This is a genomic window from Opitutaceae bacterium (genome assembly GCA_015075305.1).
Lineage (GTDB): Bacteria > Verrucomicrobiota > Verrucomicrobiia > Opitutales > Opitutaceae > UBA6669.
This window is the reverse complement of sequence record JABTUS010000003.1, coordinates 134,216-154,730: the sequence shown is the minus strand read 5'-3', so window position 1 is coordinate 154,730 and position 20,515 is coordinate 134,216. Positions and strand designations below refer to the sequence as shown.

At 63.2% G+C, this 20,515-nt stretch carries 15 protein-coding genes; 9 read left to right on the top strand and 6 right to left on the bottom strand.

What is annotated here, in order from left to right; translation table 11 throughout:
* Positions 1–123 precede the first annotated feature (123 nt).
* From HS122_07420 to HS122_07410, 3 genes are all read left to right on the top strand, one after another.
* Positions 124–1,608: a hypothetical protein gene (locus tag HS122_07420; protein MBE7538225.1), complete on the top strand. Its 1,485-nt coding sequence runs from the start codon at positions 124–126 to the stop codon at positions 1,606–1,608.
* A gap of 232 nt (positions 1,609–1,840) precedes the next feature.
* Positions 1,841–2,389: a hypothetical protein gene (locus HS122_07415; GenBank protein MBE7538224.1), complete on the top strand. Its 549-nt coding sequence runs from the start codon at positions 1,841–1,843 to the stop codon at positions 2,387–2,389.
* Positions 2,390–2,396: 7 nt separating this feature from the next.
* Positions 2,397–3,053: an RES family NAD+ phosphorylase gene (locus HS122_07410; GenBank protein ID MBE7538223.1), complete on the top strand. Its 657-nt coding sequence runs from the start codon at positions 2,397–2,399 to the stop codon at positions 3,051–3,053.
* 67 nt (positions 3,054–3,120) lie between these two features.
* Here HS122_07410 and HS122_07405 read toward each other — a convergent pair whose 3' ends face one another.
* Both HS122_07405 and HS122_07400 read right to left on the bottom strand, forming a co-directional pair.
* On the bottom strand, positions 3,121–5,118 hold the full coding sequence (locus tag HS122_07405) for a hypothetical protein (GenBank protein MBE7538222.1): 1,998 nt from the start codon (positions 5,116–5,118) through the stop codon (positions 3,121–3,123).
* A 33-nt stretch (positions 5,119–5,151) separates the two neighbouring features.
* Positions 5,152–5,703, bottom strand: a complete 552-nt coding sequence (locus tag HS122_07400; GenBank protein MBE7538221.1) for an energy transducer TonB — start codon at positions 5,701–5,703, stop codon at positions 5,152–5,154.
* Between the two features lie 202 nt (positions 5,704–5,905).
* Here HS122_07400 and ung point away from each other — a divergent pair, with 202 nt between their 5' ends.
* From ung to HS122_07385, 3 genes are all read left to right on the top strand, one after another.
* Complete coding sequence (ung, locus tag HS122_07395; protein MBE7538220.1) at positions 5,906–6,568, top strand: uracil-DNA glycosylase; 663 nt, start codon at positions 5,906–5,908, stop codon at positions 6,566–6,568.
* A 97-nt stretch (positions 6,569–6,665) separates the two neighbouring features.
* Complete coding sequence (locus HS122_07390; protein ID MBE7538219.1) at positions 6,666–7,661, top strand: 2-hydroxyacid dehydrogenase; 996 nt, start codon at positions 6,666–6,668, stop codon at positions 7,659–7,661.
* Between the two features lie 141 nt (positions 7,662–7,802).
* Complete coding sequence (locus HS122_07385) at positions 7,803–9,146, top strand: hypothetical protein (GenBank protein MBE7538218.1); 1,344 nt, start codon at positions 7,803–7,805, stop codon at positions 9,144–9,146.
* 34 nt (positions 9,147–9,180) lie between these two features.
* On the opposite strand, the gene HS122_07380 is transcribed toward HS122_07385, so the two are convergent.
* Both HS122_07380 and HS122_07375 read right to left on the bottom strand, forming a co-directional pair.
* Positions 9,181–11,208 (bottom strand): auracyanin family protein, encoded by a 2,028-nt coding sequence (locus tag HS122_07380; GenBank protein MBE7538217.1) that lies wholly within the window; start codon positions 11,206–11,208, stop codon positions 9,181–9,183.
* Positions 11,205–11,993: a hypothetical protein gene (locus HS122_07375; GenBank protein ID MBE7538216.1), complete on the bottom strand. Its 789-nt coding sequence runs from the start codon at positions 11,991–11,993 to the stop codon at positions 11,205–11,207. The genes HS122_07380 and HS122_07375 overlap by 4 nt, the downstream gene beginning before the upstream one ends.
* Before the next feature lie 284 nt (positions 11,994–12,277).
* On the opposite strand from HS122_07375, the gene HS122_07370 reads away from it, so the two are divergent.
* The gene (locus tag HS122_07370) at positions 12,278–15,289 is read left to right on the top strand and encodes a TonB-dependent receptor (protein ID MBE7538215.1); all 3,012 of its coding nucleotides are present in this window, start codon (positions 12,278–12,280) and stop codon (positions 15,287–15,289) included.
* An 18-nt stretch (positions 15,290–15,307) separates the two neighbouring features.
* Here the strand turns inward: HS122_07370 and HS122_07365 are convergent, their stop codons facing one another.
* Positions 15,308–16,000, bottom strand: a complete 693-nt coding sequence (locus HS122_07365) for a methyltransferase domain-containing protein (protein MBE7538214.1) — start codon at positions 15,998–16,000, stop codon at positions 15,308–15,310.
* A gap of 324 nt (positions 16,001–16,324) precedes the next feature.
* Here HS122_07365 and HS122_07360 point away from each other — a divergent pair, with 324 nt between their 5' ends.
* Complete coding sequence (locus HS122_07360; GenBank protein MBE7538213.1) at positions 16,325–16,987, top strand: class I SAM-dependent methyltransferase; 663 nt, start codon at positions 16,325–16,327, stop codon at positions 16,985–16,987.
* 73 nt (positions 16,988–17,060) lie between these two features.
* A complete protein-coding gene (locus HS122_07355) occupies positions 17,061–18,944 on the top strand; it encodes a hypothetical protein (protein ID MBE7538212.1) in 1,884 nt (627 codons plus the stop codon).
* A gap of 7 nt (positions 18,945–18,951) precedes the next feature.
* On the opposite strand, the gene HS122_07350 is transcribed toward HS122_07355, so the two are convergent.
* Positions 18,952–20,409, bottom strand: a complete 1,458-nt coding sequence (locus tag HS122_07350) for a DNA-3-methyladenine glycosylase 2 family protein (protein ID MBE7538211.1) — start codon at positions 20,407–20,409, stop codon at positions 18,952–18,954.
* Between the last annotated feature and the right edge of the window lie 106 nt (positions 20,410–20,515).

Below are 20,515 nucleotides of genomic sequence, written 5' to 3'. Positions count from 1 at the left end.
CGGCGCTTGGAGCAATTTGAACTCCAATCTTTTCCCCGGACCAAAAGACTGCTTTGCTTTCAGCGGGACAGGCCCTTCCCAGGCCGCCCCGCGCCGCCTCCAACCCTCGACCTCGCGTTAGACATGTCACTTCCCCAAGAAGCCCCTCGTCTGCCGAAACCGCCCTTTGTCGTGATCGACCTCCTCTGCCTCGCGGCGGCCGCCTACCTGGCCCTCACTGCACCGGCTCCACTCGGCGGCGGCTCGCTGATTGCGGTCGTCGTCCTTGTCGCGCTCGGGGCATGCGCCCTGGCCGTTCCGTTCATTACCGACTACGGACGAAAGACCGAGGCGGCGCTCACCGAGCGCCAGCAGCAGATTGCCGCACTCGCTCAATCCACGGCGGCTTCCGCCGAGCAGATCAGCATCGCCGCGGCGAGCCTTCACAGCATCGGCGAGAGCGTTTCGCGAAGTGCAAAGGCCATTGAGAGTCTGCCACAGAAACTCCAGGAAAGGATCGCCGAATTCAATGCGCGGCTGAATGAAGCGACCGCCTCAGACACCGAGGAACTCGAGCAGGAGCTGCAGACGCTGCGATCCGCGGAATCCGATCGCCTCGTCACCGCGATCGACCAGCTCGCCGCCACCGCCAGGGAGCTCGGTCGTCTGGAGACGCTCATCCAATCCCACGCCGCACGCGCAGCCGATGCCGTCGCCGCGCTGCCGCGCCTGGCTGAGCAGGCTGTGGGAAAATCCGCCGACGGTCTGGCCCAGTCGCTGGCCTCGGCACGCCGGGAAATCGACACGCTCCTCACACAGCAGCGAAGTCTGTTCGCCACAACGGCGAGCGGGGCCGCAGCCCAGCATGCCGCCGCCTTGGAATCCCTGGTCGCGCGGGCAACCGCCGATCTCGAAACCACCTGCGGTTCCCTCCTCGGCAGGATGACCGCCCGGATCGAATCCGCGCAGCACGACCTTGCTGAAGGAGACGCGCCAGACATCCGGCCCTCTGCATCGACCCAGTCCACCGGTGTGGCTGCACGCAAGGGCGAGGAGCAACCGCGCACGAGCCCACCCGCTCCGGAGTCTTTCACACCCGCATCGCCCCCAACTCATAAACCGGGAGCGCCATCCGAGGCCCAGTCTCGAACCACAGCGCACACGCTGTTTCAGGCCCCAATGGCAGCACGGAAATCCGACCAGACCGCCGGCGCATCTGACGAAGAATCCACAGCTGACGCAGACACCGACCTGCCGGAGCTGCAGAGCACGGTGATTTCATCGCCACGAAGCCCACGCGAGCCGTTCGACGAGGACTCCTTTGACGATGAGCTTGAAGAAGAGGAGTCGATCTCCGCGTTGACGGAGGACGGATCCACCCGATTGCTGGTCACAGCCTACATCGGCATCGGAAACAAACTCTACGTCCGCGGCAGCGGAGCCGGCCTTTCCTGGGAAAAAGGGGTGCCGCTTCAATTCGTTTCCATCGGAAAATGGTGGTGGGAAGCCAGCGACGTTCAGCGCCCGATCGCCGTCCGGCTTTACAAGAACGACCAGGTCGAATGCGTCTCGATCGGTACACTAACACTCGAACCAGGACGGCAGCGGGAACTGGTCGCGACATTCTGAGACGGCAAAGGCCGGACGCCCCCACAAGTCCGCACTGCCTCAGCACAGATCCGATGGACCTCGGAGATTGACCACGGATCGAGCCGGATGAAAACCGGATGACGGGTGCCAAGCTCAGCCCTGGCATTTGGACACGCACTCGTTCCCAAGGCTGTCAATCAGGCTTGAAATCCGACGCAGGTTGTCGATATTGATCAACAACAAGAGACCACAACCTTAACAACCTTTTCGGATGAGCGCTTCCATCGTTACGGATGTCTTCACGGAGACCGTCGAACCGCTGATGCGCGCGGCCAAGGAGAAGGGAGCGACGCCCGAGTCCCTTTCCGAAGCCTTTGCGGCGGCCATGTTTGGCTTGTATGGCATGCCAGCCGCAAGGGATTTCTCTGCCAGGATCGGCTTCGCGGACCTTGTCAGCCAGGAAGGCGGCGTGGCCTCCGCAAAAGAGGCTGCGGCACTTTATGGCGGGCGAAAGCCCGCGACCGATGAAGCGGTTCGGAAAGCGGCGCGACTCGGCCAGCTTGTCATGGTCAAGGAAGGCCGTGGCAACATGCTCTTCCCCCTGTGGCAGTTCTCGGAGAAGGGAGGAGTGCTGCCAGGCCTTAGGGAAGCTGTGGGGATTCTCCGCCAGCATCCCCACTTCCATGATCTGCTCCCGTTCACCTTTTTCCTTAATCCGAGCGCGAGGCTGGGAGGGAAGCGCCCGATCGATCTTCTGCGCGGTGCCAGGGACGACGATATCCGCCTGGTCCTGAATCTGGCCGCAGAGTCCGCAGAGTAGCCAGCCCATGGAGCGCCGCCTCCGCTGGCCGCTCGATGCAGCCGAATTCAACAGACTGAAGCTGCCCGTGCATCATCTGTCGATTTCCGGGGAATGGTGGAATCTCCGCTGGGCGGCGCACCTCACCTCGGAGACCGTTTTCCACGTCTCAAGAACAGGTCGTCTCACGCCGGAAAGCGGCGAGGCAAGGTGCCTGTACCTCGCATCCGAAGCGGCGACGTCCTTCCACGAGATCTATGGGGATGACATTGCCGTGGCGAAGGAGTCCGGAGCCGCAACCATCCTTTCGAAACAGGAATTGATCGCCCGCGTATTTGCGACTGCGCCAACGGGGCTCTCGCTCAAGGTGTACGATCTCAGCACCGAAGGCAGCGCCAAACGGATCGGAATGGATCTGGCCACGCTCTATACGCGGGAAATCGAGCGACCCAGGCGGTTTGCGCAGCGGCTTCACGATCATCCGGAACGATTCGACGGGATACGCTTCATCTCACGACACACCCAGGGCGCCTGCATGGTGCTTTGGCCGACCCACAACTCCGCGCTCGCGAAAATGAAACTCACCCGCCACTCCGCGCTTTGGGATCACGCGATCTACGAACCAGGCATTCCCGTGGGCTCGGTTCGTCTCTTCGAGAATGAGATCGGCGTGGCCGCGCTGTAGGTCCGGACGGTTGTCCGCCAACCTGGCCGCTGACATCTGATCCCGACCCAGCTACCCCTCTCCCGACTCAAACATCCCTGAAAAACTGTCCCGCGCCCTTGTCCGCAGCCACCACCGGCACGCCGGCCTTGCGCACCGCGCGAGGCGGCCTGGCAACCCTCCCTGGACGATCAGCGCGCGACATCAGAGCCTGGCTGCGATCCTCCACCTCCCGGGCCGCTTCATCCGGGAACGATTCGCTGACTGCATCCGCCTGTCCGTCACCGGCCTCTGCATTTGTCGAGCCACCAACCATGGCGGACAGCTCCCTGATCACATCCTGAAGCCGCGCGGTTTGGGAATCCAGCTCCGCGGCCGCAGCCGATGTCTGCTGCGCAGTGGCGGCATTTGCCTGGGTGATGCCGTCCATGTCGGAAACGGCGCGCGTGACCTGGCCGATCCCCTGGCTCTGCTCCTGGGAGGCAAGCGCAATCTCCGCGACAAGAGCGTCCACGCTTCGGGCCTTCTCCGTGATCACATCCAGATTGCGCGCCAGCTTCTCGCAGATCCTCACACCCTGTTCGCTCCTGTCCCTGGCATCCGAAATTTTCTGCGTCGTCTCATGCGCCGCCCGCACGGATCGCTGCGCCAGTGACCTGACCTCATCCGCCACCACGGCAAAACCCAGGCCGGCATCTCCGGCGCGCGCGGCTTCGACGGCTGCATTCAATGCCAGCAGATTCGTCTGAAAGGCGATTTCATCAATCGTCCGGATGATCTTTGAAATCTCGCCGCTGGAGGCCTGGATTGCATTCATCGCAGCCTTCATCTCCCTCATCTCATCGGTGCCGGCATCGGCCACCCGCCGGGCTTCGTTGGCCAGCAGTTTCGCGGCCTGGGCATTCTCGGCATTGCGCCGAGTCATGCCCGCCATTTCCTCGAGCGAGGCCGCGCTCTCCTCCAGAGCACCCGCCTGCCTCGAGGAACCCTCCGCCATCATCTGGCTGGCGGATGTCATCTGAGCCGCCGCCGAAGCCGTATGCGCCGCACCGGAACCAAGGCGAAGCGTGATGAGGCGAATCGCCCGGTTGACGCTGCGAATGATCAGGTACGCGCCGAGGATGCCGCAGAGAAATCCGGCGGCTGAAAATCCGAAAACAATCAGCTCATGGCGCGCCTGCTGGCTGTGCGCCTTCTGGTCGAGGTCATTCTGCAGCTGGCGGAGACTCAGGCGGATGTTGACCACCTTCTGCGTGAACAACGGTGCAAGCCGTTCGAGGTCGCCAACCACCAGGGCGTTGCGCTGGCTCGAGAGCTTGACCGTGTGTTCAAAGGCATTCAGGTAGGCCGTTGCGTGCGCATGAAGGGTCGCCAACAGCTTCTGCGTGCCAGGTGCCGCGAGACTGACATCGAGCTCCTCCGCATCCTTCAGATCCTTGACGAGCGACTGGAGTTCATCGTCCATCGAGGCAAACGCCTGGCGAACCGTGATGGCGTCGGTCTCATCGCGCGATGCAAAGAAGGAATTCGCCGCAGCCATTCCCTCAAAAAAACACTGGAGCGCCAGTGATGTCTTGAACTGGGCGTTCTGGTCGCCGCTGAGACGCGAGGTCTCGAGCAGGTTCTTCAACATCGTCTTGATCTCGACTGAGTGAGGCCGGATGACATCAGCCATGATGCGGTCACGCGCACCCATGAGATCGACGATCCTCAGCATCGCCTGGTCATATTCATCGAGGAGCCTCCGGGCTCCGGCGACATTGCTGGCACGCGATGGCTCGGCGATTTCCTTCACCGCATCCGCAATCGTCGTCCTGAGGTTCGCCTGGGTCGACTTGTACTGCTCAAGGTCGGCGGTGCGACCCGAGGCGAGAAACCGGTTCGCGCTGAGGCAAAGCGCATACATCGCCGTCTCAAGATTGGTCGCAGCATTGGCCTCGGCAGTTCCCGCCGACACCGCATTCATGCCTCTGCCCGCGGTACCCAGGGCGTAGTAGGAGGTGGCTACAACCGCCCCAAACAGTGCGAAAACCAGCACAAACCCCGCGGTGACCTTGCGGCCTATCGTGAAGGAGAAGAATTTCACGTTCTTGTTGATCAGTGGTAAGTCTCTTCAACGTCACCCCTGCACCCGAAAATGCATCGGAACCACCACGCGAACCTTGACCGGCGAACCGTCCACCCGGCCTGGCCTGAATTTCCAGCCATGGAGCGCCTCCAGTGACGGCCGCTCAAACTCAACGTTCGATGATTTTGAGACGGCGGCGTCTATGACCGACCCTTTCTCGTCAATGACAATGGAAACCGCGACGATTCCGGAAATTCCCCCACGGCGGAGCGCATAGGGATAAATCGGTGGCGGCGTCTTGAGCGGCACCGGTGGCTCATCGACTTCCTGGAAAATCCCGTCGCTTTCGTGCGCGCAATATCCTGAAGCAGGAAACAACGCGGAAAGAGCAGCGAGCAGCAGTGCGAAAATGAGACGCCGGTTCATGCGAAAGAGTAAAAGGTTCGAGAATATTGCTCCCTTTAAATCGGCTCCGCACCCGCACCAATCGATGTAAAAATCCTCCGAAAACGGCCTGTTTCGCCATGCCAATTCCAGATTAATGTCCTCTTCTGAATTGAGTATAACATACTGACAGCAAGCATGTAACAGACATATCATCATACTCGGATTTTTTCCAATTACAAGCCGATGCAGTTGAATGGCTCTAGCGTCTGTAATGCATTTTCAGTTTAGGCTGCATGCCTGATGACTCTTCATTTCGAGTGATCACGGCGCGACCATCGTCCCGATGGTTTGATCCTTGCCCATTGAATGCGGGTTCTGACTCTCCCTCGACAGGACCTCTCCGGCTGAGTGTCGTACCATGCTCCCTCCCCTTCCCGTCTCCTGGCAACAGGCCCTCGCGCCCGCGATTCGTGACCCCGGCTATCAGGCGCTTGACGCTTTTCTGGACACGGAGATTTCCGGCGGCCACGAAGTCCTGCCGCCCCGCGGGCAGATCTTCGCCGCGCTGGAACGCTGCGCGCCGGAAGCGGTGAGGGTCGTCCTGCTCGGACAGGATCCGTATCCAACCCCAGGCGACGCCCACGGCCTCTGCTTTTCGGTGAGGATGGGCCGGCGCGTCCCCCGCTCCCTTCGCAACATCCACAAGGAGCTCCTGAGCGATCTCGGCATCGTCGCCCCCGACCACGGCAATCTCGAACATTGGGCGGACCAGGGTATCCTTCTTTTGAATACAGTGCTCACCGTGCGCGCGGGTGAGGCGAACTCCCACCGGGGCAGGGGCTGGGAGGCGTTCACCGACCAGGTGATCCGGCACCTCGCCGCCCAGTCGCGTCCGATTGTATTTCTCCTCTGGGGCAACGCCGCCCAGACCAAACGCAGCCTGATCACGCGGGACCACCATCCCGTCGTCGCGTGCGCCCACCCTTCGCCCCTGTCAGCCCGAAAATTCCTCGGCTCCCGGTGCTTTTCCAAGGTGAACCAGCACTTGGTTTCCCTGGGTGCCAGGGCGATCGCCTGGTGAAATCCGGCAGGACCGGCCCGGATGCCGCGCGCGGGGGCCGGTGCGGGCGGCGGGGGACTTGTCATCCGGCTTGTTCGAGTCACAGTCCTGCGCGGCCATGAACGTCTCCTTTTTCGACACCAAGCCCTACGACCGGACTTTTTTTGAAAAGCACGCGAACGACTCCCTCAGGCTCCGGTTTCACGATTTTCGCCTGAACCAGGAGACGGCCATGGCGGTCTCCGGCGACGAGGCCGTCTGCGCGTTTGTCAACGACCGGCTCGACCGGCCCTGCCTTGAGCGGCTGCAGGCGGCGGGCGTTCGCATGGTCGCGCTTCGCTGCGCCGGATTCAACCAGGTCGACCTTGAAGCAGCGCGCTCCCTTGGCCTGGCTGTGACACGCGTGCCGGCCTACTCCCCTTTCGCCGTGGCCGAACACACGGTCGCTCTCCTGCTCGCCCTCAACCGCAGGATTCACCGGGCCTACAATCGCGTGCGCGAGCACAACTTCTCCCTGAGCGGCCTGGTCGGCTTCGACCTCCACGGAAAAACCGTCGGCATCGTCGGCACGGGCAGGATCGGTCGCATCGCCGCGCAAATCCTGCGCGGTTTCGGCATGGAGGTGCTCGCCTACGACCCGTTTCCCTCGACGGAATGGGCCGCGACGCATGCGGTGACCTACGCTGGCTTCGACGAATTGATCGCAAAGAGCCAGGTCCTTTCGCTTCACCTGCCCCTGACATCGTCCACGCGGCATCTGCTGCACGCGGGGGTGTTTGCGCGCATGCAGCCGGGGGTGTTCATCCTCAACACCAGCCGGGGTAAACTCGTGGACACCACGGCTCTTGTCGCCGCGCTGAAGAGCGGAAGGATCGGTGGCGTCGCCATGGATGTCTACGAGGAGGAGGAGGGAGTTTTCTTCGAGGACCTGTCCGGCCAGATTCTGCAGGACGACGTGCTCTCCCGCCTGCTCACCTTTCCCAATGTGCTGATCACCGCCCACCAGGCCTTTCTCACCCAGGAGGCCCTGGACGAGATCGCCCGGGTCACCATCCGGAATCTCGTCAATCGGGCTAAGGGCCAGCCCTTCCTTGATGGTACGGTTCTCGCCTGACGCACCCCAGCGATGGCCGCCCCTCGACGATCCGGTTATGACATCGCAGGCGGTGACATTCCGCGGAGACGATTCCTCCACGACATGGATTCTTAAAACTGGATATGTACGTCCAATTCTGGTTAGGAACACCCGCCGCCCGTGAATTTCATCCCTGATTTTCCGCCTCCAGTGCGCCGTTCCCTGCTTCCCCTGCTCCTGATCGCCGCCGCATCCCCGCCTGTCGCCGCGCAGCGCACACCCGACTTCGAGCAGCCTCCCATCAGCTACAGCACCAGCATCGCCGCGGATGCCGCCGCCGTGCTGCAGGACCGGATCAACACCGGCGCGCTGCGCATGGAGGGTGACGAGCGACGGGTGCTGACCGAGCTTCTCGCATTCCTGCACGTGCCGGTCGAAAGCCAGCTTCTCGTCTTCACCAAGACGAGCCTGCAGCGCGGCCTGATCCGTCCTGAACGCCCGCGCGCCATCTACTACTCCGACTCCGTGTATGTGGGCTGGGTGCCTGGCGGCTTGATCGAGGTCGCGGCGATCGACCCGCTCCTCGGTCCTGTCTTTTATGCGGTCGACCTGCGCGCCGGAGCCGACAGAAGGAGCGCCGTGCATCGCGATCCCGACTGCCTGCGCTGTCACGGCGGTGCATTCGTCAGGGACATCCCGGCCGTCTTCGCGCGATCCGTTTTTCCCGATTCAACCGGCGAACCCATGCTCCAACTGGGCACGCTGGTCGTGGAGGACGACACGCCATTCGCCGATCGCTGGGGCGGCTGGTATGTCACGGGCTACAGCGGAGGCACCCATCACCGCGGCAACTCGATTTTCGTCGATGACAAGGGTCGGCCATCGACCACCGGCGCGGAGGCGCGCCCGGACAAGCTCGACGCCTACTTCGACGTCGAGCGCTACCTGCGCCCCCACAGCGACGTCGTCTCCCTGCTGGTCTTCGAGCATCAGACCACGATGCAGAACGTGCTCACGCGCGCCAATCAATCCACCCGGAAGATGATGGCCTACCAGCGCTCGCTGCAGGAGTCGTTCAAGGAGCCGTTCACCGACGTTCCGACCTACGACAGCGTGAAGCGCGTCTTCGCCAGCGCCACGCAGGAAATCGTCGACCGCCTGCTGTTTCACAACGCCGCTCCGCTGCCCGATGGCGTCGATGGCGGCGCCGCATTCAAGGCAGCTTTCACCGCGGCGGCCACCCGCAGCCGCAGCGGCGATTCCCTGCGCGACTTCGAACTGAAGGACCGGATTTTCCGCCTGCGCTGCAGCTACCTCATCTACTCGGCAAGCTTCACCGCGCTGCCCGCGCCACTGCAGTCACAGGTCTTTCATCGCCTCAACGAAGTGCTCAGCGGCATCGACCCCGACAAGCGCTACGACTACATCCCGCACGACGAAAAGTCGCGCATCCATCAGGTCCTGGCGGAAACGGTTCCCACCTATGCCGGCCTCCTGGAAAAATCGGGCAACATGCAGCCGTAGCCCGCAGGGCCCTCGTCAGCGAATCCGGGGAACTTCAATCAACGACGAGCACGCCCTTCATCGTCATGAAATGCCCGGGCACGCTGCAGATGAAATCATACCGGCCTGGTCGCGCCGGCGCGTTGAAATAGATGCGGTCAACCGCACCCGGCATGACGACGGCCGTGTGAAACAGAACGTCGTCACTGTCGGGCACGTAATTCCTTGCCGCCGCTTCAAGGCCGAGTTCAAGCGCCGCGCGACCCACCGACTCGCCGCGACCCGGCGCGCAAAGGACGAAATTGTGCAGCATGTCGTCTTGATTGCGAAAAACGAATTGAACCGCCTCGCCCGGACTTGCGTGCAATTCAGCCTGGTCAAATCGCATGCCGGCCTGCGTGCCCAGCAGGATCGTCCGATCCCCCTGGGGACGCTTCCATCCCGGGGGCGCGGATGTTGGATGCCTGGCAGTCGACAGGAGCGCTTCGGGCGGAACAGGCGGGGCGCACATTTCAGCTTCGCGGCCGCTGCCGACGCCGGCCGAAGCGCCCTCCGGCAGCCGATTGAGCGTGTAGTAGATGGTGTCGTGAAGCAGTTCCTCCCGGCGTCCGACGCCGCGCACACCCGCAGCCTGCAGCTCGTGGATGTACCCCTCCCGCAGACAGGCCACCTCGAGATGCACGCTGAGGAGGTCGGGAGAAAGTCGCGCGCGCTTCACCGGACACATCCAGCGGTTGATCGGGGCGCTGCCGTAACTGCTGTGATGCTGGTAGGTGAAGCTGCCGACACGGTAACTCGCGGGATTGGCGGCGGTCTCGGGATCGACGGGGCGGGTAAAGGTGACGACGAACCCTTCAGGTGCGATCCGCACCTCCCTGATGTCGAGCGGCGTCTCGCCGCTCCAGCGCACCCGCTCGAAGGCAAAGGGTTTTCCGCCAACCGAACCCCAGCCGCGGGCCGTTTCACCGACAAACAGCGATCCATCCTCGCCAAACCGCAGGCGGGCCACTCCCGACTCGAATCCCTCGCGAAACGCATAGGCCGCCCCCTGCCAGATCCCTCGCACGCGTTCGAGGGACACCCGCAGTATCCGACTCTGCCCGGAGTCACCGACAAAAAAATGTCCGGCATAGGGTCCGAACTTTCCGTTGGTCGTGTCCTCCACGATGTCAGTCGGAGCAATTCCAAACGTTGCGTAGGGCAGACAGACCGTGGGTGGCTTGATTCCCGGAATGCGTCTGGCCAGATCGAAGATGGGCTCGCCGCTGTCGGGGATGTCGTCCGGCTGCAAATGGATCGGCGACCCAGGGAGCGCACTCCAAACCAGTGAACTCGGATGGCCGATGAAGTCGCCGGGATCAATCTGAGTGACGTGGCTCGTGCCCATCCACTCCCCTTGATTCTCCGTGGTGAGCCAGATTCCCTGAGAGGAGAAAACGGCTCCCGCACCCGCACGAAATCCCGCCGCAATGGGCGTGATCCGTCCCGCCCGATCAATCTCGAGCATCCATCCGCGCCAGGGCACGGGGGAATAGGCGGGCGCATTGTAGGCGAGCATGAGCGTCACTCGAACGCCGCCATTCGGGGCCGGAAACGGACCGAAGGCGAATTCATGGTAGTTGCCCGACACGGGAAGCCGGCACACGGTCTGAAACAGGTCCGCGCGGCCGTCTCCATCGCGATCCACCAGGCGGGTCAACTCCTGCCGCTGGACGACATAGAACCCACCATCGGGACAATGCGAAACCCCGAGCGGTTCGTGCAGTCCCTCGGCGAAAAGCGTGCATCGCAGTGCGGGTGGATCGTCATAGGCGCCATCCACGAACCAGAGTTCACCGCGCCGGGTTGTCACAAGGAGCCGTTTCGACGGCAGGAGCTGAACCGCGCTGGCCTCCAGCAGCACATCGGCCGGCGGCACCATGGAGACCCGCGGCCAGGCCGCCTGCTCCCGGGCAACGCGCGCCGCGGAAGGCTCGGCGAAACGCTCGGCGCGGGATTCGATCCGTCGCTGCGCATGGACCACCAGCGGGATGGCCGCGAGCATTGCGATGAACACTACCCAGCTTGAACCTGTGCGATTCATTGCCAGTGGAGCGTGTAGCACACGGGCTCGGCGAGGTGGACCGCCTCAAGCCTGAGCACGAGCTGCTGGTTCCGGTTCCCTGTGCCCGTGTGCACGACCGGCCTGGAGCCGGCGTTTACCGGCCAGTGGATCCGCCATGCACCGTTTTCCGCCGCCCATCCTTCATCATCGGCGACAATCCCGCCGGCCTCGCCGACCAGCAGCCAGGTTTCCCATGGTGAGAGCCGCCCGGAGAACACCAGACACCGATCCAGTCCGCGTCCATCCGCTGAAGGCGCAATACGGTCCCGGATCCGCAGCGCCTCGAGCGAGGCCAGAAACACCGGCTGGCCGTTGCGCTCCAACTCGTATCCAAGCGATCGATACAACGCCTCCGGCTGCTCCGGCCAGCAGGACGGCAGCGTAAACAGGTGCCCGGGAAGAAAGGCAAGCGCCGGTTTCACCGGGAGCAGGGTGGCCGGCACCGCCGGACGCGCGACCTGATCGAGACCGGCGCCGATCCACATTCCGGACATGTCCGCGAACGCACCGCGCCACACGAGAAACGGCATTCCCGTGTCGAAATCGTAGGCAAAGTGCACCCCTGCGGGCGTGCCCACAAGGCAGGCGTGCAGCCGGCGCCTGCCTTCCAGGGGCACGAACGCACGCAGCACCATGGCGCGATCCCGGGGATTGATCACCAGCGGCTTTTCCGCGGAGGGTGCGCCGGGCGACAATGAAGCCCCGCCCTGGGCCAGCACACCGGTGATGAGGGTGAGCAGCCAGGTCCGCAACGATCGCAACACCAGGCGGCGGGAGAAAAGGGGTGCCACGACGCCGAACTACCGCGCCGTGCAAACAGAGGGCAAGCGATTCTTCGCGTTTCACCCGGCCTGTTCCGCGGCGGAGACGAGAAATTCCACGGCCATGTCCGCCATCGCATCCGTTGCCGTGATGCGCTCGGCCGACATTCGGTTTCCACCGATACGACCTCAATTTCCATCCGCGTTAAAGCAACGACACGGGAAACCACCTATACTGACCGCGTCCCCGTACTCCTCCCACGCGCAGTCATTTCCGCCTCCCCACCATGAAGAAAAATCTCTGTTTTCTCGCACCCTTCGGGCTTCTCGTCACGGGTGCGCTTGCCGCCGAGCCCGCGCCCGCCGAAAGCGTTGTCACCCTCAATCCATTCCAGGTCAACGCGGAGCCGGACGAAGGCTATCGCGCCACCAGCAGCCTCCTCGGCAGCCGGTTGAACACACCGTTGCGGGACCTTCCCGGCCCGATCAGCATCTTCACGCGGGACTTCCTCGACGACATCGGCGCCACCGACATCAAGGACATCATCCGCTACGATCTCAACATGGAGGAGAACTTTGGCGACGCGCAGGCGAACGCGGCGGGCGCCGAGGCCAATGGTTTCACGGACGGGCTGACGACATTCCGCATGCGCGGCCTCCGATCCTCCACCTCGACGGACGGCTTTCGCACCGGAGTCGGCGGGCTCGACACCTACAACATGGAGAGCGTCGGTTCGATCCGCGGACCCAATTCGATCCTGTTCGGCACCGGCGCCCCCGGCGGAACACTGAACTTCAGCACCAAGAGGGCCAATCCCGCGCGCAACTCGAGCAATATTGAACTGAAGATCGGCACCAACGAGACGCATCGGGGGACGTTCGACTTCAATCACGTGCTCCTGAAGGACCGCTTTGCCATGCGCGTGATGGGGCTGTATGAGAACGAGGGCAGTCCGATGCCATTTCAGTTCCTGCGGAAGAAGAGCGCAACGCTCGCGGCGAATTACAGCTTCGGCCGCGACTCCAACCTGACGCTCTCGTACGAGCACACCCGACTCGCCGGAGTCTCGGGTCGCAAATGGGGGCCGCTCGACAACATCACGAAGTTTCTCGCGGCGCTGGCTTCCGGCGAAGTGGTGTGGAACCCCGTGCGCGAGCGCTATGAGACCCCTGCGGGCGTCGCCGCGGGAGCTTCCGTGGGCGTGGGCAGCGTCGCGACGCGAACGCTCCTGGTATACGGCCCGCAGCTCGGTGAACCGGCCCTCTGGGAGGGCGCGAGTTCGACCGCCAATCGAACGACGCTTGCGAGCAACGCCAGCATATTCACCGCCGGCGTGGCGCCAATCGCGCCTGAATGGATTGCACCGCTTGGGGAGGTCACGGCAACAGGCGCATCGGAATATGGAAAAATCGACTACCACGTCTTCACCGCCACGCTCAATCACCGGCTTGCGGAACACTGGTACGCAGAACTCGCGGCAAACCAATCCGGCCGGACAAGCGTTGCCACCCTCGCCGGCGATCCGGCCATCGCGGCGGACCTCAACTACCGGCTGCCAGACGGAAGCCTGAATCCCTACTTCTACGGAAAGGGATACTACTTCATGCAGACCCCCAGTTTCCTCCGGCAGGCATTGTTCACGGAAAACCTCACGTTTCGCGCCTCGACATCCTACGATCTGAATCTTGGTCGCTACTGGGGCTGGCACCGTATCGCCGCCATGCTCGAGCGCAACATCAACAATTATCGCCGGGACCGCCTGCGCGAGGTGTGGGCGGGCCGTCCCTTCGGCGGCACCGCCGCGGCGGTGCAGAACCAGATCGCCCGCCGCCGCTACATCCGGATCGGCTCGCCCTGGGATGAATACACAACCGGCTTTCCCCAGGAGCCGCTCAGCTCGGAAAGCTACCGCTCCTCGTTCGCAAATATCGGCACGCTCAACAGCGGTCTGGTGCCCACAAACGCGCTGGATTTCGACGACGAGATCACCACGGACTCGGAGCTCCTGGTCATGCAGAGTTACTTTTTCAACCGGCGGCTGGTGACCACGCTGGGGCTCCGCCACGACCAGGTGAACACATGGGGCCCGAAAAAGCTCCTGGATGCCGCCACCCAGGCCTTTCGCCTGGCCTCCGCCGCGGATCAGCCGTTCTTCGATGCTTCCAACACCCGGTGGTTCGACGAAGTGGACCAGCGCGGCTGGCGTCGATCGCTTGGCGCGGTGTATCATCTGACGAACCAGTTCTCGCTCACGGCGAACACATCGAACGGCATCGAGCTGCCGGACCGCAATCGCACGGTCCTTCCCACCGAGCAGGTTCCTCTGCCGTACCGGGGCGAAAGCATCGACGTCGGCGTGAGCTTCAGCCTGCTGAACGACAGGATCGCCGGATCCATAAAGGCCTTCGAAACGAAATTCCTCGGCGAGCAGGCCAACGGTCAGGTCACGACGGCCTTTGTTCAGCCCAACAACGACGTCATGGCGTCCTTCGACTACTACTTCCGGCAGGCGGGCCTCACGACCTTCAGCGCGAACGATCCCATACAATCCGTCGACGAACTGCGCACGGTCTATTTTTCCCAGGCCGGCTCCTACCTGTCGGACCGAAAGAGCAGCGGACAGGAATTCGAACTCGTGGCGAATCCCACGCCCAACTGGGCGATTCGGCTCGGATACTCCCGCACCAAGACGACGAAGACGAACGTCCTGAACGAGGCCGTGCCCTGGTGGGCGGAACGGGTCGCGCTCTGGCAGAGCCTCGACCAGATCTACACGGCGCGCACCGGCCGGCCCTCGGTCCTGAAGCAACCGTACGTGAACGCCGGCAATGTCGTGCAGCCGCGAACCGTCGCCGATCGCATCGCCGATTCGGACAGGGAGCTCGCCAGCATCCGCCTCGCCGAGGAGCAGGGATACGGAAACCGGAAGCACAAGCTCAACGCGTGGGTTCGCTATCGATTCACCGACGGCCGGCTCAACGGTCTAACGCTGGGTGGAGGCGTGCGTTATCAAAGCAGAAACATCGCGGGAGCCGATCTGCTGAACAACACTCCCCTCTATGGCAATGATCGTCTGCTTTTCGACGCGATGCTGCAGTACCGCACCCGCGGACTCTTTGGCTGGTGGGCGGACAAGGCCGTTGTCACCTGGCAGGTCAACGTCCAGAATCTCCTGGACGACCGAACCATCTACATCACGAAGGCGGCGCTCGATGACATCACGCGCACGCGCTACACCAGCCGGGGCTTTCGCGAGGACCCGCGGGAGGTCTCCCTCACCATGCGCGCTGAGTTCTAGCCGGAGCCCGCAATGACTTCACCCTTTTCTCCACATCGTGAAGCATTCGATCCTGTTCTCCGCGGCGAGGCTCTCGAGAACCAGCGTCGCCCTGATTCCTAGAAGCTCAAAGGTGCGGTCGAGAAAGTCCTTGAAACTGGAGCTTGTCCAGACGTGCGCATGCTCGCGCCGCTCCCTGGCGCGGCGGATGTGATGCTGCAGATTCTCCGCAGGCTCGGAAAAAACATGCGGCGCCGCGCTCTTCAGAAAATCCAGATAGTGGGCGTCATCACTCTCGCACACGCCGTTCCGATGGTCAGCCTGAAGGTGTTCGAATGAAGTGGGCTCCCGATGGCGGTCAAAGGTGAACTCCTTGTCCGGTATCGCAAGGATCACGCACCCGCCGGGAGCGGTGATTCGAAAGACTTCCCCGACGGCCTTGATGGGGTTGGACAGATGCTCGATCACATGCGTGATGATCACAAAGGAAAACTGACCGTCTGAAAACTGCGCGAGACCGTCCCTGTCCAGATCTCCCTTGAAGGTCACGGGAACAAATCGCCCGGGCTCGATCTCCGGAAAGAGCCGCCGCGCCTCAATCTGGTCGATGGCATCGAAGTAGGCGACTGATGCTCCGGGCGGAATCGGCGAGGGCTCGTGCAATGCGCCGATCTCAAGGCCTCTCCCCCGGAGCTGCTTGTACGCGTGCGCGCGATGGTTCAGAAATGTCATGGCTGCTTGTCTTGTTTCATCCCTGGATTTTCAGGGCAGGCGCAGCATTCCACATCCGCCGCAGTTCGCGAACACGAATTTGTCCTGCTGGAATCGCCTTTCGCCGCGCAGTGCGGTGCCAGGTGACGCACAAGGTTCCGCCTCACAACCGGGTCAGGTTCCTCCACGGGGGATGTCCTCCCCATTTCTCGACCAGACCCTGGATGCCTTGGACATCGCGTTCCTCGTTGAGCACAACTGCGTCCTTGATGCCGCGTCCACGCCCCGATTCATTGGAAGGCCGGACCTGCGCCGCGCAACCGTCCGCATGAGTCCCATCCTCCCATGGAATCAACCTACAAGCATGTCTGGCAGTCCCTCGCCCGAAGTCCGGAGGGCGCGGCAGCCTACGTCAGTGGCTACGACGACGAGGAGAAGATGTACGCCACCGCGGATGACACGCTCGGGATCCTTCGGGAGACCGTTGGTATCCGGGACACGGATACGTTTCTCGAAATCGGCTGCGGGCTCGCGCGTGTGGGCCGGAGCCTCGCCCCCTTCATCCGCGAATGGGTGGGCTGCGACGTCTCCGGCGAAATGCTGCGCATCGCCGCGCGCAAACTGACCGGAATCGACAACTACCGCCTGGTCGAGGTGTCCGGATACGATCTGTCGCCCATTCCCGACGCCTCCGTCGACGTCGTGTACTGCACCGTCGTCTTCATGCACCTGGACGAATGGGACCGCTACACCTACTGCCTCGAGGCCATGCGGGTGCTGCGCCCGGGGGGGCGCTTTTATTGCGACAACGCCAATATCGCGTCCGACGAAGGCTGGGCGATGTTCCAGGAGGTGCGCAATGAGTTCCCATCCCAATCACGACCCGCGCATGCGTCGCGCTGCTCCAGCGTGCCTGAACTGGAGACCTTCCTCACACGCGCCGGTTTCGTGGAATGCCAGGTGAAAACCCGACCCATGTGGGTCTATGGCTGGGGGAAAAAACCTTGAGCCGGTTGAAGGCGTCCCCGGCTCGGGCATCCACGAACCGGCTGCGCTCGAATCGTCATTCCCTGCTTCCCCGGTGAAAGCGCTGCGATCGGCAACGGCCTTCAGCGTGCTGGCGGCGATCGGGCTCTTTGGCACCGTTGTCTCCGCCCGGTTGTGGATGATCTCATCCTGGGCGAGCGATGTTCCGTTCTGGGATCAATGGGAGGCCGAGGGCACGCAGGTCCTGGTCCCCTGGCAGCAGGGAACGCTCCACGCCGGCAACCTCCTCGCCGCGCACAACGAACACCGCGTGGCTCTGACCCGCATCACCGCCCTCGCCCTCACCGCGCTCGTCGGTGTCTGGGATCCACGCGTCGAGATGGTGTTCAATGCAGTGTTCTTCGCCGCCACCGTCACGGTCGTCTGGTGGTGGCTGCGCGAGCGTTTCAACACGCCCCGCCAACTGTCGATTGTCACCCTCGCGCTGGCGATCGTGACAGCCGTTCCGTACTCCTGGCAGAACACCATCAACGGCTTTCACTCCCAGCAGTTCTACCTGATCGCCCTCTCCATTTTCGGCATCAACCTGGCGCTCAGGCACCCCGCCCCCTCCGGCGGCTGGTGGCTGGGCGTGGTCTGCCTGGCGCTCGACATTTTCACCATGGGTTCGGGTTTCGCCGCCGCCGCCGCGGTGCTGGTGACACTGCCCCTGATCGAACGTCCGCTTCGGCGCCTGATGCGCAATCACTGGCCCACACTGGTCGCATGCGCCATCATCGTCGTGGCGGGAGCCCTGCTGCGCGTCGATTTTCCGCCGCATCGGCCGCTCAAGGCGTCCTCACTGGTGGAGTTTCTGCACGCGCTGTTCAGACTCATGGAGTGGCCGCAGCAGGGATTTCCCCCGTTCGTCGTACTAAGCTACCTTCCCCTGGCCCTGCTAACCTGGGATGCCTGGCGAACCGGAACGAAGGATTCCCGTTTCTCATGGGATCCTGTTGTGATCGCCGCAGGAATCTGGACCGTCGCGCAATTGATCGCCACCGCCTACGCCCGCGGAGCCGGCGCCCCGCTTCCAGCTCCGCGCTACCTGGACAGTCTGAACGTGGGCGTGTTTCTCAATTTCATCGCCGGCCTTGTTCTCCTGAAGCGATGGCGTGAAACGCGCCTTCCCCGCCTCGGCGTGCAGCTGCTTTTCGCAGCCTGGTGCCTCTGCGCCTGCGTCGGCTTTTCCAACCAGGCCAACGAGCTTCTGCGCAACACCGCATACCCGATTCGGAGCTGGTTTCAGGAGATGACGACCAACCTCGCGCACTACATGTCGACGCGTGACCGCACCTGGCTCCAGAATCGTTCCATTCCTTTTCCCAACGACCAACTCTTGGTCGAATACACCAACATCCCCGAGCTGCGTGCCCTGCTTCCCGTCTCGGTTCGCGACGCGCTTCCCGTCACCGCGGACACCAGCGAAGGATTCAGCGAGGAGCACCTTGACAACCATGCACCGGCATTCTCGTACGGAACTTTCTGGACGTCGGCACCTGAAACTGCCGGACGCTGGGTCAGCCATCCTCTCGATCCGCCTGCTGGCGGCTACCTGCGTTTCGAGGTCGCCGGCCAGGCAACAGCACCGAGCGCGGTGAGCCTCGAACTCTGGTCCGCCGATCTGCGCACGCGCCTCGAATCCATCGCGCTGCCGACACTGTCCACCCAAAGTCCCGCCAGCGTCTACGTGCGCCGTCCTGGCGAGCCCTTCAGGATCGTTGCCACGGCTTCAGGTGCCGGCTCATGGCTGGCGTTCAGCCGCCCTGCCACAATGCCCGTGCTCTCGTATTTCTGCCTGTGGCTCGCCGATCAGGGCAGGATTCTGCTTGTTTTCTCCTTCGGCCTGCTCGCGCTGGTCTGCATCATCGCAATTCTTGCGCGCAGAAACCCCATGCCCGATCCGAGACCGGGCTGCCCGAAGAGCGCGCCGGCTTGAACCACCATCACGGCCGCCCGCTTCGCCACAGGTGCATCACCGCGTAGCTTCGCCAGGGACTCCAAGCCTGTGAGAGAGCCTCGGCCTCGCGCGACCGAAGGCCTCCCAGGCTTTTCAGCACAGCGACATCACCGGAGGGAAAGGCATCGGGCCAGCGCAGGGCGCGCATGGCAATGTACTGGGCGGTCCACGGTCCGATTCCAGGCAATGTCATCAACTGCGCCATCACCGCCTCAGGATCGCCGCCCGACTCCAGCCGCAGGGATCCAGAGTGCAGCGCCCGCGCAATGCTCCGGATCGCGGTCGCGCGCGGCGAAGTGATTCCCAGACGGACAATGTCCGTCACGCGGGCTACCGCGATTCTTTCCGCATTGGGCGTGAGGTGCGTCAATTCCCCGACGGGGTGCCTCAGTGGCTCCCCAAATGCCCGCGCAAATCGGCCCGCCAGCGTGGTCGCCGCCTTCACCGTGATCTGCTGGCCAAGGATGGCCCGCCAGGTCAGCTCAAACGGATCAAAGGCTCCAGGAGTGCGCAGGCCTGGACTGCGCGCAAGGCTCGCCCGGAGGCGTCGATCCTTCCTCAGATGACGCGCTATCAAGTCGGGCTGCGCCGACAAATCAAACGCCCGGCGAACAAGTCCCAAAAGCGCCTGCAGGGTGCCGGTCAGCACATGCGGAACTTCAAGCCTCACCGAGCGTTCGTCCGGAAGATGCGTCACCCGCAGCCACCCCGCCTTGTCACCCAGTCGCAGACTGCGGGAGTAGGCCTCCGGGGTCACCGATTCGACGCCCTCAATCTGCCGCGCGCGGAAAAATTCCAGCATGGCCGTCCAGTCATAGGGCGGCCGATAGGACAGCTTCAGGGCTGTCGTTGCATCCGTTTCGACTGTGCCGCCACCGGCCGCACCAGCGGCCCGCCGCAATCGTGTGGGCGGCATGCGATACTGCCGGCTGAAGGCGTCGTTGAACCTGCGCAGGCTGGCAAATCCGCTGGCGAAGGCGACGTCGATAACGGGCAGCCTGGTCTCCGTCAGGAGCTGCTTTGCCAGCAGCAGGCGGCGCGTCTGGATGAGGTCGATTGGTGTCACGCCCAGCTCCTTCACCGTGATGCGCCGCACCTGGCGGGAACTCAGACCCACCCGCGCGGCGATCGTCTCAAGGTCAACACCATCACCCGACAGCCCCTCCTCCAGCTGCTCCACCAGCTGGTGGGCGATGCGTCGCGAGGAGTCCATCGGCGCATTGCCGGGAGCCAGCTCCGGCCGGCACCGCAGGCAGGGCCGGAAGCCGGCCTTCTCCGCCGCCGCGGCGCTTTCGAAGAACCGGCAGTTGCCCGCACGCGGAGATTTGACCGGACAGACCGGCCGGCAGTAGATGCCCGTCGATGTCACCCCGACGAAGAACACCCCGTCAAACCGGACGTCGCGGGCGAGCAGGGCCTTGTGGGCGGCTTTGGGATCAATCATCGTGCTTGTGCATGAATACCGGAAATCTCCCTTCAGCGCCGGCCGTTTTCGGACATGGAACCAAATTGTGGTCATGTCCGAAAATGGCGAGTATTTTCCCGGCAGT

Coding starts and splice junctions, on each gene's coding strand:
- HS122_07400 (MBE7538221.1), bottom strand. CDS start 5,703: ATGATGATATGTCTGTTACATGCTTGCTGTCAGTATGTTATACTCAAT.
- HS122_07380 (MBE7538217.1), bottom strand. CDS start 11,208: ATGAATCGCACAGGTTCAAGCTGGGTAGTGTTCATCGCAATGCTCGCG.
- HS122_07365 (MBE7538214.1), bottom strand. CDS start 16,000: ATGACATTTCTGAACCATCGCGCGCACGCGTACAAGCAGCTCCGGGGG.
- HS122_07350 (MBE7538211.1), bottom strand. CDS start 20,409: ATGATTGATCCCAAAGCCGCCCACAAGGCCCTGCTCGCCCGCGACGTC.
- HS122_07370 (MBE7538215.1), top strand. CDS start 12,278: ATGAAGAAAAATCTCTGTTTTCTCGCACCCTTCGGGCTTCTCGTCACG.
- HS122_07390 (MBE7538219.1), top strand. CDS start 6,666: ATGAACGTCTCCTTTTTCGACACCAAGCCCTACGACCGGACTTTTTTT.
- HS122_07360 (MBE7538213.1), top strand. CDS start 16,325: ATGGAATCAACCTACAAGCATGTCTGGCAGTCCCTCGCCCGAAGTCCG.
- HS122_07410 (MBE7538223.1), top strand. CDS start 2,397: ATGGAGCGCCGCCTCCGCTGGCCGCTCGATGCAGCCGAATTCAACAGA.
- HS122_07415 (MBE7538224.1), top strand. CDS start 1,841: ATGAGCGCTTCCATCGTTACGGATGTCTTCACGGAGACCGTCGAACCG.
- ung (MBE7538220.1), top strand. CDS start 5,906: ATGCTCCCTCCCCTTCCCGTCTCCTGGCAACAGGCCCTCGCGCCCGCG.
- HS122_07420 (MBE7538225.1), top strand. CDS start 124: ATGTCACTTCCCCAAGAAGCCCCTCGTCTGCCGAAACCGCCCTTTGTC.